Origin of the sequence: Nonomuraea sp. NPDC001831, from assembly GCF_042892035.1 — a bacterium.
In the GTDB taxonomy this organism is placed as follows: Bacteria; Actinomycetota; Actinomycetes; order Streptosporangiales; family Streptosporangiaceae; genus Nonomuraea.
Window position 1 is genome coordinate 158,297 of the sequence record NZ_JBIATU010000007.1, and the last position, 12,400, is coordinate 170,696.

Annotated in this window: 12 protein-coding genes; 6 read left to right on the plus strand and 6 right to left on the minus strand. The window is 70.9% G+C overall.

Annotation, left to right across the window (positions count from 1 at the left end; translation table 11 throughout):
* Positions 1–12 precede the first annotated feature (12 nt).
* From ACFYYW_RS23855 to hisC, 3 genes are all read left to right on the plus strand, one after another.
* Positions 13–669: an NUDIX domain-containing protein gene (locus ACFYYW_RS23855; RefSeq protein WP_352318034.1), complete on the plus strand. Its 657-nt coding sequence runs from the start codon at positions 13–15 to the stop codon at positions 667–669.
* On the plus strand, positions 666–1,163 hold the full coding sequence (locus tag ACFYYW_RS23860; RefSeq protein ID WP_387651568.1) for a GNAT family N-acetyltransferase: 498 nt from the start codon (positions 666–668) through the stop codon (positions 1,161–1,163). Before ACFYYW_RS23855 ends, ACFYYW_RS23860 begins: the two co-directional genes overlap by 4 nt.
* 62 nt (positions 1,164–1,225) lie before the next feature.
* Entirely contained in the window at positions 1,226–2,284 is a 1,059-nt protein-coding gene (gene hisC, locus ACFYYW_RS23865) for a histidinol-phosphate transaminase (protein WP_352318031.1), read from the plus strand.
* Here the strand turns inward: hisC and ACFYYW_RS23870 are convergent.
* Positions 2,281–3,219 (minus strand): EamA family transporter, encoded by a 939-nt coding sequence (locus ACFYYW_RS23870; RefSeq protein ID WP_352318029.1) that lies wholly within the window; start codon positions 3,217–3,219, stop codon positions 2,281–2,283. The genes hisC and ACFYYW_RS23870 overlap by 4 nt on opposite strands.
* 159 nt (positions 3,220–3,378) lie before the next feature.
* Between ACFYYW_RS23870 and ACFYYW_RS23875 the strand changes: the two genes are divergently transcribed.
* Positions 3,379–3,837: a rhodanese-like domain-containing protein gene (locus ACFYYW_RS23875; protein WP_387651571.1), complete on the plus strand. Its 459-nt coding sequence runs from the start codon at positions 3,379–3,381 to the stop codon at positions 3,835–3,837.
* Positions 3,838–4,205: 368 nt separating this feature from the next.
* Here the strand turns inward: ACFYYW_RS23875 and ACFYYW_RS23880 are convergent, their stop codons facing one another.
* From ACFYYW_RS23880 to purD, 4 genes are all read right to left on the minus strand, one after another.
* Positions 4,206–5,495 (minus strand): GTP cyclohydrolase IIa, encoded by a 1,290-nt coding sequence (locus ACFYYW_RS23880; protein WP_125644142.1) that lies wholly within the window; start codon positions 5,493–5,495, stop codon positions 4,206–4,208.
* 201 nt (positions 5,496–5,696) lie between these two features.
* Positions 5,697–6,962 (minus strand): UDP-N-acetylglucosamine 1-carboxyvinyltransferase, encoded by a 1,266-nt coding sequence (murA, locus tag ACFYYW_RS23885; protein ID WP_352318025.1) that lies wholly within the window; start codon positions 6,960–6,962, stop codon positions 5,697–5,699.
* Positions 6,963–7,040: 78 nt separating this feature from the next.
* On the minus strand, positions 7,041–7,877 hold the full coding sequence (locus tag ACFYYW_RS23890; protein WP_352318023.1) for a phosphoribosylaminoimidazolesuccinocarboxamide synthase: 837 nt from the start codon (positions 7,875–7,877) through the stop codon (positions 7,041–7,043).
* The gene (purD, locus tag ACFYYW_RS23895; RefSeq protein WP_352318021.1) at positions 7,874–9,091 is read right to left on the minus strand and encodes a phosphoribosylamine--glycine ligase; all 1,218 of its coding nucleotides are present in this window, start codon (positions 9,089–9,091) and stop codon (positions 7,874–7,876) included. The genes ACFYYW_RS23890 and purD overlap by 4 nt, the downstream gene beginning before the upstream one ends.
* 484 nt (positions 9,092–9,575) lie before the next feature.
* Here purD and corA point away from each other — a divergent pair, with 484 nt between their 5' ends.
* Complete coding sequence (corA, locus tag ACFYYW_RS23900) at positions 9,576–10,592, plus strand: magnesium/cobalt transporter CorA (protein ID WP_352318019.1); 1,017 nt, start codon at positions 9,576–9,578, stop codon at positions 10,590–10,592.
* Positions 10,593–10,625: 33 nt separating this feature from the next.
* Here the strand turns inward: corA and ACFYYW_RS23905 are convergent, their stop codons facing one another.
* Positions 10,626–11,534: a glycerophosphodiester phosphodiesterase family protein gene (locus ACFYYW_RS23905; RefSeq protein WP_387651574.1), complete on the minus strand. Its 909-nt coding sequence runs from the start codon at positions 11,532–11,534 to the stop codon at positions 10,626–10,628.
* Between the two features lie 155 nt (positions 11,535–11,689).
* Here ACFYYW_RS23905 and ACFYYW_RS23910 point away from each other — a divergent pair, with 155 nt between their 5' ends.
* A complete protein-coding gene (locus ACFYYW_RS23910) occupies positions 11,690–12,376 on the plus strand; it encodes a GNAT family N-acetyltransferase (RefSeq protein ID WP_387651576.1) in 687 nt (228 codons plus the stop codon).
* Positions 12,377–12,400: the final 24 nt, after the last annotated feature.

A 12,400-nucleotide genomic window follows, 5' to 3' on the forward strand; every position in this document is an offset into this window, starting at 1 on the left:
AACGTGCCGTCCATGGTCCCGAGCATCCCGGTCAGCGTCGACCTGGTCGTGCTCACCGTGCGCAACCACGCGCTCAGCGCCCTGGTGTGGCGGCGCGACAATCCGCCGTTCCTGCGCCGCTGGTCGCTGCCGGGCGGGTTCATCCAGCTCGACGAGGACCTGCCGGCCGCCGCCCACCGCGTGCTGGCCGAGCGGGCCGGGCTCCCGGGCGCCCCGGTGCACCTGGAGCAGCTCCAGACGTACGGATACCCCGACCGCGACCCGCGCCAGCGCGTGCTGAGCGTCGCCTACCTGGGCCTGGCCCCCGACCTGCCGGCCTCGGAGCAGGCGCACATGAGCTGGCAGCCGGTCGAGGCGCTTTCCGTCATGGCCTTCGACCACCGCCGCATCATGCTCGACGGCGTCGACCGCGCCCGCGCCAAGCTGGAGTACACGTCCCTGGGGGCGGCCTTCTGCCCGCCGGAGTTCACCGTCGCGGACCTGCGGCGGGTGTACGAGATCGTCTGGGGGCGCGCCCTCGATCCCCGCAACTTCCACCGGAAGGTCACCAAGGCGGAGGGCTTCCTGGTGGAGACGGGCGCCACCACCACCAGGGACGGCGGCCGCCCCGCCAAGCTCTACCGCCGCGGCCCCGCCGAGCTCCTCCACCCGCCCATGCTCCAGGAGTGACCATCCCGAACGACCTCGTCGACGTCATCGAGACCCCTCGCCTGTCGCTCGTGCCCCTGCGCGTCGAGCACGCGGCGGAGATGGCGGCCGTGCTCGCCGACCCGCGCCTGCACGAGTTCGTCGGCGGCGCCCCCGCCACCGAGCAGGAACTGCGCGCCCGCTACGAACGCCTGGTCGGGGGCCCGCCCGGCTGGCGCAACTGGGTGCTGCGCCTGCGCGCCGACGGCCGGCTGGCCGGTTACGTGCAGGCGACCGTCGAGGCGGGCACGGCCGAGATCGCCTGGGTGGTCGGGGTGCCCTGGCAGGGCCGCGGCCTGGCCGCCGAGGCCGCCCGCGCCCTGGTCTCCTGGTGCGACGCCCACGACCTCGGCACGGTCGTCGCCCACATCCACCCGGGCCACGCGGCCTCCGCCGCGGTCGCCGCGCACGCCGGCCTCCACCCCACCGACCTCGTGCACGACGGCGAGATCCGCTGGGAGCGCACCCGGCCATGAGCCCTCCCGACGTGCGGGGGCTGGCGGATGCTTCATCGGGCGTGGCCTTTTAAGGTAGTTCTATGCCTCGTTTCCGCCACATCCTGGACACCATGCCCCCCTACAAGCCGGGCAAGGCCGTGGTCTCCGCCGACGGCCGGTCGTACAAGCTCTCCTCGAACGAATCCCCCTACGACCCGCTGCCCTCCGTGGTCGAGGCCGTCGCCGAGGGAGCCCGGCAGATCAACCGCTATCCCGACCCCGGCGCCGTCGGGCTGACCGAGGCCATCGCCGAGCGGTACGGCGTGCCGTTCGAGCACATCGCGCTGGGCGCCGGCTCGGTCACGGTGGCCCAGCAGCTGTTCGAGACGGTCGGCGAGCCCGGCGTCGAGGTCGTCTACGCGTGGCGGTCGTTCGAGGCGTACCCGTTGCTGGCGGACCTGGCGGGGGTCACGTCCGTCCAGGTGCCGCTGGCGGGCGAGGACCACGACCTGGACGCCATGGCGGAGGCGATCACCGACCGCACCCGCATGGTCTTCGTGTGCAACCCCAACAACCCCACCGGCACCGCGATCCGCCGCGACGCCCTGGTGTCCTTCCTCGACCGCGTGCCGGAGAACGTGCTCGTGGTGCTGGACGAGGCCTACCGCGAGTACGTCCGCGACGAGGACGTCCCCGACGGCCTGACGCTCTACCGCGACCGGCCGAACGTCTGCGTGCTGCGCACCTTCTCCAAGGCGTACGGGCTGGCGGGCCTGCGGGTCGGCTACCTGATCGGGCACGAGCCCGTGGCGGCGGCCGTCCGCAAGACGATCATCCCGTTCGCCGTCAACCACCTCGCGCAGGTTGCCGCCGTCGCCTCGCTGAAGGCCGAGGATGAGCTGCTGGAGCGGGTCGAGCGGGTGGTCAAGGAGCGCAGCCGGGTCCGCGAGTCGCTGATCGAGCAGGGCTGGACGGTTCCGCCGACCGAGGCGAACTTCGTCTGGCTGCGGCTCGGCGAGCGCACCCTCGACTTCGCCGCCGCCTGCGCGGTGGAGGGCGTGGCCGTACGGCCGTTCGCGGGCGAGGGGGCCCGGGTCTCCATCGGCGACCCCGAGGCCAACGACGCCTTCCTCGCCGCGGCCAAGGCGTTCCGCGGTTAGGCGCTGACCTCTTCGGCGAGGGGCGCGGTCCTGGCCTTGGCGCGTCGTTCGGTGGAGACCACCAGGGCGACGCCCACCAGGATCACCGCCCCGCCGGCGATGATCTGCGGCGTCACGTGCTCGTTCACGACCAGCACGCCGAGGATCACGGCGACGACCGGGTTGACGTAGGCGTACGTGGAGACCAGCGAGATCGGCGCGTTCCCCAGCAGCCAGGTGTAGGCGGTGAAGCCGACCAGCGAGCCGACCAGCACCAGGTAGGCCAGCGCCGCCCAGGACCGTCCGGAGATCGCCGCCAGGTCGAGCCGTTCGCCGAGCGCCGTGCCGGTCACGGCCAGGCCGGCGCCGCCGACCAGCATCTCGATCGAGCTGGCCGCGAAGGGGTTGGCGGGCATGGGGATGCGCGCCGACAGGAACGAGCCGACCGACCACGAGAACGAGGCGACCAGGATCACCACGATCCCGGTGGTGTCCACCGACTGGCCGCCGGTCAGCGACAACGCCGCGACGCCGCCGAACCCGACGAGCACGCCGGCCAGCGTCAGCACGGCCGGCCGGTCCCTGACCAGGATCCGGAACACGACGAGCCAGAGCGGCACCGAGGCCACGAGCAGCGCGGCCAGGCCGCTGGAGATGTGCTGCTCGGCCACGGCCACCATGCCGTTGCCGCTGGTCAGCAGGAGCAGGCCGACCAGCCCGGCCCCGCAGACCTGCCGCCACGACACCCGGAACGGCTCCAGGCCCTTCCTGATCAGCAGGAAGCCGCCGAGCAGCAGCGCGGCCGTCACGAAACGCAGCGCGCCGCTCAGCATGGGCGGCATGGTCTCGATGGCGATCCTGATGCCGAGGTAGGTCGAGCCCCACACCACGTACACGATCGCCAGGGCACTCCAGACGAGGACGGGAGCCCGGCTGTCAGTGGTGTTCGCACTCATGGGTCATGACTTTATCCGGCGACTCCGACAAAGCACCTGCGGGTATCGGACTTCGGGATTTGGCGCGATATTAGCGACAGGCGGCTTTCGTGCCACTGTTGAGTGCGAGGGCCGGCTGGGAGGATCGCGACTGACCAGCAATGAAGGGACATGTCGTAGATGTCAGCCGTCACCTCCACCCCCGCCGCCCCCAACGCCGCCGCGCTCGCCCACTTCGCCGCCCGCCTGGCCTTCGAGACCGACGTCTCCGACGTGGCCGCCGACCTGGCCGCCGGCGTGCCGGAGGTCGTGGTCGTGGACTCGCGCAGCCGGGAGAGCTGGGACCAGGGGCACGTGCAGGGGGCGGTCCACCTGCCCACGGCCGAGATCGCCGCCGGGGCCGCCGCGCTGATCCCCCGGGACGTCACCGTCGTCACCTACTGCTGGGGCCCTGGCTGCAACGGCGCCACGCGGGCCGCGCTGGAGTTCGCCAGGCTCGGCTACGCGGTCAAGGAGATGCTCGGCGGCTTCGAGTACTGGGCCAGGGAGGGCTTTCCGGTCGAGACCGCGTCGGGCGTGAGCCGGCGACCGGTCGACGCCCTGACGGCGCCGGTGTCGGGGATCGCGTGCGCCTGCTGAAGCCGGCGCGGACGACGGCGTGCGTCTGCTGGACGGGCGATGGTGTGCGCCTGCTGAAAGCGTCCCAGGCGGGTTGGTGTGACCGGCTATATCCGGACATGCCCGGTGGCCCGACAGTGCCGCCAAACGGCCTCACAGCCCCGTCCGGACGCCTTCCGTAAAAAGGGCGGCGGCGAAGGGGCTGTGCGGGAAAGTTTGGCGCCCCCGTCCGAATCCCGTCGATCGGGGGCGTGGGAGAACATACCCGGATCTACTCGGGTCAACCAATAAGACCACAAGAGTCAAGCGGATTGTCTGTACCTTTGACTCCCCAGGTCAAGAACCGGGCACCCGTCGCCCCTGAAATGGGGCGACGGGCCCCCGTACGGTCACCGCGGTCCGAGCTTCTCCACGATGAGCCGGTAGAGCTGGCGCGGACGCCCCGGCTGCGGGGTGCGGTTCGGCGGAAGCGGCCACGCGAGTCCCTCGTCAACCAGCGTGCGCAGCAACCGCCGAGCCGTGCGCGGCGTCACCCCGAGCATCTTGCCCGCGCCCTCGGCGTCGACCACCGTGTCGCCGCCTTCGAGCTTGGCCGCCAGCCTGGCCAGCACCTCCACGCCCTTCGGCTTGAGCGCGGTCGACCCGGTGGGTGGCATCCGGGGGGCCGGGATGAGGGCCCGGCCCTCGCGGTCCACCGCGAACCCCTGCGCCTGCTTGCCCGCCTGGGTACGGGCCAGCGCGGCCCGCGCGTGCGACTCCGCGTCGTGTGTCGTCCGCCCCATGCCGACGCCCACCTCGACCGCCAGCCCCAGCTCGTCCCGGATCCTGGCCGCGAAGGGCAGCACCCGGAACCCGTCGGTGGCCGCGGCGATCGAGCCCCTGGTCGCGGTGACCAGGTAACTGTGATCGTCGATCGGCCAGACGGTCGCGTTGATCCGGTTCGCCTCCTGGACCAGCAACCGGTGCAGCGACAGCCGCAGCTCGTCGCGCCAGTAGCGCGGCGCCGCGCGCCGCACGGGCTCGCGCAGCGTCGGCACCTCCACCAGCACCACGGTGAGCTGCGACTCCTCCAGCCGGTGATGCGCCCCGAGCAGCGCCGCGGTGTGCAGCGCCGTCCGGACCGCGGCCGAGGTCGGCCTGATCCTGATGACCGGCACGCCGGCGGCGTGCAGGCGTTCGGCCACCGCGGGCAGGCACGTCAGTGCCCCCGAGGTGGCGCCCTGGCGGGCCAGCCGTTCGTGGTAGGCCGCGATCGTGCCCGTGGCTCCGGGCTCGTCGCGGCTGTGCACGTCCGTGGCCGGTATGCCGAGGTCGGTGTACGCCTCCTCGACATCCGCCCTGCTGACCACGTCCACGCTGACCCGTTGCGGGTCCATCCGAGTGTCAAGTGCGGCCTTCGCCAGCGCCGCCACCAATGCCGCTCCGCCGAGTTGCACGTAGGTCGCGGGCATCGTCAGCACGCCTGATCGCCTGGCCAGGTCATAGGGGACCGGGCTGGCGAACAGGCACGCGTCGACACCGGGACCGAGCCGCGTCACCTTGTCGGGCGCCTCCTGCTCATCGCGGTACGCGGCCGCGACCAGGCGACACGGCAGCGGTGCCGCGGCGTGACCCATCAGCATGACTCGCTCGACCAGGTCGTGGGGTCCGACCACGCCGATGGTGAGGTCCGGTGTCATGGCGCCCGGGCGTGACACTCGGGGAGTTTCTTCGGCCCTCTCGACCAATGTTCGTCCCATCCTGCCGTCCGTTGCAGTGCTCTCTTTTGGAACGATCGCTCGCGGGGGCCGTAATGTCACGCCCGACTTTTCCGGAAAGTCGTTCTGGTTGACCGCCCGACAAGATGTCTCAGCAGCTCAACGCGGTTTTTCTCATGTTTTTTAGCGCTCAGAAATCTCTCGTGTAATGTCCGCGCCGAGCGCGCGCATTCGCGCCGCGAGATGTGCGTGGCCGCGATCGATGAGGTATCCGGACTCGATGACGGTCTCTCCTTCGGCCGCCAGACCGGCGAGCACGAGCGCGATACCGGAGCGCAGATCGTGCGCCGTGACTTGTGCGCCCTTGAGCGGCGTGCGCCCGCGCACGACGGCCCGGCTGCCGTCGACCTCGACGTCGGCGCCCATCTTGTTGAGCTCGCCGGCCAGGGCGAAGCGGCCGTCGAAGATGCGCTCGTGGATGTAGCTGGTGCCGTCGGCCAGGGCCGCCACCGTCATCATCGGCGACTGCAGGTCGGTCGCGAACCCGGGGTAGGTGTCGGTGATGATGTTGATGGGCCGCAGCGGGCGGTCGCAGCGCACGTGCAGCACCGCGCCCTGCCGGGCGAAGTCGACGCCCATCTGCTCCAGCTTGTAGCGGACGACGCCGAGGTCGAGGCCGGTGCCCACGAGGCTGAGCTCGCCGCCGGTGATCGCCGCGGCCATCGCGAACACGCCCGCGTCGAGCCGGTCGGGCATCACGGTGTGCTCGACGGCGTGCAGCTCCTCCACGCCCTCGACGGTGATGAACCCGGTGCCGCCGCCGCTGATGCGCGCGCCCATCTTGGTGAGCATGTCGATGACGTCGAGCACTTCCGGCTCAAGGGCCGCGTTCTCGATCACCGTCGTGCCCTTGGCCAGGGCGGCGGCCATGATCAGGTTCTCGGTGCCGGTGTGGGAGGGCGTGTCGAGGTAGAGCGTCGCGCCGGTCAGGCCGCTGGCCTTGACGTGGATGACGGTCTCGCCCTCGTCGACGACCGCGCCCAGCCGCTTGTAGCCCAGGTAGTGGAAGTCGAGGTTGCGGCTGCCGAGGTTGCAGCCGCCCACGCCCTCCACGATCGCCTCGCCGAGCCGGTGGAGCAGCGCCGGGGTGAACAGCACCGAGCCGCGGAACCGGCGCGCGATCTCGGCCGGCAACACCGGGCTGCTCAGCCGGGAGGCGTCGATGACCAGCGTGCGCTCGGACTCGTGCAGCTCCACGTACGCGCCGATCGCCTCGGCCAGCTCGACCGCGCGCCGGACGTCTTCGATGATCGGCACGTTCCGCAGCACGGTACGGCCCTTGGCGGCCAGCAGAGCCGCACCGATCATGGGAAGCACGGCGTTCTTCGCGCCCTGGATGAACGCGGTTCCACGCAGTGCGTTGCCACCGCGCACGCGGTAACGGACCATTTCGTGCGGCTCCTTGAAATCAACGGTGAGGCTCGATCGGGCCAACAGTAGTGGCTGACACCAGGTGACCCAGCCGAATCATCCGCTAAAGGGAACCCCCGTGACGCGCTCATACGCTTCTAGGTATCGCTGCCTTGTGCGCTCGACAACGTGCTCCGGAAGCCGAGGCGGGGGGTTTCCGGATGATTTGTCCCATCCGGATTCGGGCGAGAGCAGCCAATCGCGTACATATTGCTTATCGAAAGAAGGTTGCGCCCGGCCAGGCTGCCATTCGTCGGCCGGCCAGAACCGCGACGAGTCCGGGGTCAGCACCTCGTCGCCCAGGGTCAGCACGCCGTCGGCGTCGAAGCCCAGTTCGATCTTGGTGTCGGCCAGGATGATGCCGCGCTCGCGGGCGATGTCCGCGCCGCGCGTGTAGACGTCGAGCGTGATGCGCCGCAGTTCGTCGGCCGTCTCCGCGCCGACCTCGGCGACCACCTGCTCGAAGGAGATCGGCTCGTCGTGCTCGCCCTGCGGGGCCTTGGTCGAGGGGGTGAAGATCGGCTCCGGCAGGCGGGAGCCGTCCTCCAGCCCCGGGGGCAGCGGCACCCCGGAGACCGTGCCGGTCGCGCGGTACTCCGACAGGCCGCCGCCGGCCAGGTAGCCGCGAGCCACGCACTCCACCTGGACCATGCGCAGCGGCTTGCACACCACGCTGCGCGCGTCGTCGCCCCTGGCCAGGATGTGGTTGGGCACGACGTCCTTGAGCTGGTCGAACCACCACAGCGACATCTGGGTGAGGATGGCGCCCTTGTCGGGGATGCCGGGCTCCAGCACGTAGTCGAAGGCCGAGATCCGGTCGGAGGCGACCATCAGCAGCAGGCCCTCGTCGGTCTCGTAGAGGTCGCGTACCTTGCCGGAGTGCAGATGCTTCATCGGGCGATGTCCGTCCTGTGGTGCGAGCCGCGCAGCTCGACGCGGTCGACGAGGTCGTAGGCGTTGCGGCGGGCGCTGGCCTGGTCGGGGCCGTGGCCGACGACGGTCAGCACCCGGCCGCCGTTGGAGACGACCTCGCCGCCGGGGCCGCGCGCGGTGCCGGCGTGGATCACGTACGCGTTCTCGGTCTCGGTCAGGCCGGTGATCACGTCGCCCTTGACCGGCGCGTCGGGGTAGTTCTCCGCCGCGATCACCACGGTCACCGCCGAGCCGTCCTTGAACACCGGGTCGAGGCCCAGCTCGCCGGTGGCGCAGGCCATCAGCAGCCCGCCGAGCGGCGTCTCCAGCCGGTCGAGCAGCACCTGCGTCTCGGGGTCGCCGAACCGGGCGTTGAACTCGACCACCTTCGGCCCCTTCCGGGTCAGGGCCAGCCCCACGTAGAGCACCCCCTGGTACGGCAGCCCGCGCCGCCCCAGCTCGGCGATCGTCGGGTGCACGACCTCGCGCATGACCTGCTCGGTCAGCCCTTCCGGAGCCCAGGGGAGCGGCGTGTACGCGCCCATGCCGCCGGTGTTGGGCCCCTCGTCGCCGTCGTAGGCGCGCTTGAAGTCCTGGGCGAGCTGGAGCGGCACCGCCGTGCTGCCGTCGCAGAGCGCGAACAGCGACACCTCGGGCCCGTCGAGGAACTCCTCGATGACCACCCGCTCGCAGGCCCGCGCGTGCTCCAGCGCCTGGTCGCGATCGCGCGTGACGACCACGCCCTTGCCCGCGGCGAGGCCGTCGTCCTTGACGACGTAGGGGGCGCCGAACTCGTCGAGCGCGGCGGCGGCCTCCTCCTCGGTCTCGCACGTGCGGGCCCGGGCGGTGGGCACGTCGGCGGCCTTCATGATCTCCTTGGCGAACGCCTTGGAGCCTTCGAGCATGGCCGCCTCGCGGGTCGGCCCGAAGCAGGCGATGCCGGCCTCGCGCACGGCGTCGGCCACGCCCGCGACGAGCGGCGCCTCCGGCCCGATGACGACGAGGTCGGCCCCCAGCCGCCCGGCCAGCTCGGCCACCTGCGCGGGATCGACGGGATCGACGGGATGAACGGTCGCGACGCCTTCGATGCCCGCGTTACCGGGAGCACAGTGGAGCTCGCTGACCTGGGGATCGAGTTTGAGCGAACGGCACAGGGCGTGCTCACGCCCTCCGGAACCAATGACTAGAACGCGCACGTGCCCCATTGTCGCAGGCCCGGCCCCCTCGCCCGGCGCGGGTCCCGGACGGCTCCGGAGCACGTCCCGGGCGAGTTGCGGGCACGTCGAATGCCGGATCAAGCCCGCATCTTTGTGTGGTTCCACCTGATCCGAGCAGCCTCCGGCGAGTATCGTCGTTTGGGTTCACCCGCCTGTGGTAGGTTAAGGCGGCTTTGCGGCGTCTCTTGTGATTGGAGGTGGTCCGGGATGAAACCTGGTGATCCCAGCAGTACGTGCTCTCCCACGTACGCCCCAGTTACCCCCGACCACTCCAATCCGGCAGCCTGATCGTGCCTCCACGCATTTGTGTCGATTGAGGTGACTTTTCATCGCGCGTGGAGCGTGCCAGGTCGGGCGGAAAGGGACTGCCATGCGCTCGTCCACGCTTTTCCGTCGCATCAACCGTCACCCTGTTCAGCCGCATGCCGCACGCCCGCTCACCAAGCCGGTGCGTGAGGTCTGCGTGCCCCCTGTCGACTCCATCGTCGAATTCGGCGCCTACATCCAGGGCAAGAAGGTCTGCGCCCCGGGCATCGTCGAGTCCCTCGAGCTCGTCCGCGAGCACAACAAGAGCTCCGACGGCGCGAACGCGTTCGTCTGGGTCGGGCTGCACGAGCCCGAGGCGCCCGAGGTGGAGTGGTTGTCCGAGGTCTTCGGCCTGCACCCGCTGGCCGTCGAGGACGCGGTCAAGGCCCACCAGCGTCCCAAGGTCGAGCGCTACGGCGAGTCGCTGTTCATGGTGCTGAAGACGGTCGCCTACCTCGACCACGACGAGCTGACGGCCAACAGCGAGATCATCGCCACCGGCGAGATCATGGTCTTCCTCGGCGTCGACTTCGTGGTCACCGTGCGCCACGGCGAGCACTGTCCGCTCACCCTGGTCCGCGAGCGTCTCGAGGACAAGCCCAAGCTGATGAACCGCGGCCCGGCCGGCGTGCTGCACGCCATCGCCGACCACGTCGTCGACCAGTACCTCCAGGTGGCCGACCTGATGCAGCTGGAGCTCGAAGAGGTCGAGGCGACCGTCTTCGCCGACGTCAGCTCCCGCGACATCAACCGGATCTACCAGCTCAAGCGGGAGATGCTGGAGATGAAGCGGGCCGTGACCCCGCTGCAGTCGCCGCTGTCGGCGCTGCCGCAGCGCCGCGTGATCCCCTCGGAGATGCGCGAGTACTTCCGCGACGTCGGCGACCACCTGTCCCGCGTGTGCGAGCAGGTCGAGTCCTCCAACGAACTGTGCAGCTCGATCCTGCAGGCCGCCCTGGCCCGCTCGAACGCCCTGGCCAACGAGGACATGCGCAAGATCTCTTCGTGGGTCGCCATCCTGGCCGTGCCGACGATGATCGCCGGCATCTACGGCATGAACTTCGACTTCATGCCCGAGACCAAGCAGGTCTGGGGCTATCCGGCGGTGCTGGCTGTGATGATCACGGCCTGCGTGCTGCTGCACCGCGGCTTCCGCCGCAACGGCTGGCTCTGAACGACGCGTCCGGACGCTCGGGGCTCGCGGCGCTCAGACGCTCACGGGCTTGAGCGGCCGGACGCCCTCCGGCAGATCGAGGCCGCGCTCGCGCCACAGCTCCCGCATGCGGTCGGGGTAGTCGGTGACGATCCCGGCCACGCCGAGGTCGATCATGCGAGCGGCCAGGGCCTGGTCGTTGACCGTCCAGACCGCCACGTCGAGGCCCGCCGCGGCCGCCTGGGCCATCAGCTTCTCGTCGACCATCACGTGCTCGGGCGAGAGCGTGGTGGCCCCGGCCTCCCGGGCGGCGGCCGGGATGTCGTCGCCCAGCCCGCCCTCGTGCCAGTGGAGCGTGTCGAACTCGATCAGCGCGAACCGCCTGGCCGCCGGGGCCAGCCGGGCCGCGTGCCCGATGACGCGCCAGTCGAAGCTGAGGAGGGCGGCGTTGCCCAGCCTGCCGTGCCGGTCGAGCTCCTCGACCACCAGCTCGGTGAACATCTCCGGGTCGGCCGTCAGCTCCGGCCTGGTCGGGTCGGACTTCAGCTCGACGTGCAGCCGTACGTGCTCGGCCTCGTAGGCGTTGACCAGCCCGAGCACCGCGCCGAGCGTCGGCATCCTGGTCTCCGGCATGGCGACCTGGGTCAGCGCGAACGGGTCGTCGAGGTGGCGCGGCAGGCGTACGCCCACGTCGAGCGTGCGCAGCTGGGCGAGGCTGAGCGCGTTGATCGGCTTGCCCACGTACGGGAAGAGCGGATCGCCCGGCCGCAGCGGCCGGCGGTCGGCACTGGTGACGGCCGAGACCGTGAGGTCGTGCGTGAGCACGAGGCGGCGATCGGCGGTGAGGGCGACGTCGAACTCGAGCGCGTGAACGCCCAGCTCCATCGTGTGGCTCAGCCCTGGCAGGGTGTTCTCCGGCCACAGGCCCCGAGCTCCTCGGTGACCATGAATCTCAACGCGCACACCGGGGACACTACCCGGCGCGAGGCCCGCTGAGGCAGTGCCACGCCGTGTCCTTTTTATCCTGCTACGCCCCGGTCGCCGGTGAAGGTGCTAAGAGAACTCTCCGCCCGCCTATTGCACGATAAATGCAACTACCTTGCAATAAGCTGGAGCTCATGACGGAGGTTCTCAAACATGCCCATTCCGCAACAGTCCGGGCATGGGTGGACGGCTGGGTGATCTCCCGCAACGCCCCGCGGCCCGTGCCCGAACCGTGGGGCCTCAGAGTGGACGTCGGCCTCCCCGGCCACGTGACGCGGCACGTCGTCCCCGCCCCGACCGCGGAGATCCTGGACCACCTGACCGGCACCCTCACCGTCCCCGGCACCTGGCTCAAGCTCTGCGCCCCCGCCGAGGCGGTCGCCCCCTCCCTGCCTCCGCGGTGGTCCGTGCAGGAGCAGGAGTACATGATGACCACCGCGTCCCTGACCCGCACCACCCCGAAGGCCCCCGCGGGCTACACCCTGGCGATCACCACCAGGGCGGGGGTGACCGTGGCGCGGCTGCTCACGGCCGCGGGCGAGGTCGCGGCGCGCGGCCAGTTCGCCGTCGCGGGCCGGGCCGCCGTGATCGACCAGGTGGAGACGGCCGCCGAACACCGCCGGCGCGGCCTCGGGACGGTCGTCATGGCCGCGCTCGCCGCCGCCGCCGTCTCCCGGGGCGCCCGTACGGGCATCCTGGTCGCCACCGAAGCGGGGCAGGCCCTGTACGAGACCCTGGGCTGGACCCTGCACACCCCGATGACCGCCGCCGTCCTCACCGCCGGAGGCCCGGCGGACGAGCAGCCCGCCGGCCGGCCGTAGTCCGGAGACACGCGAGGGGCCCGG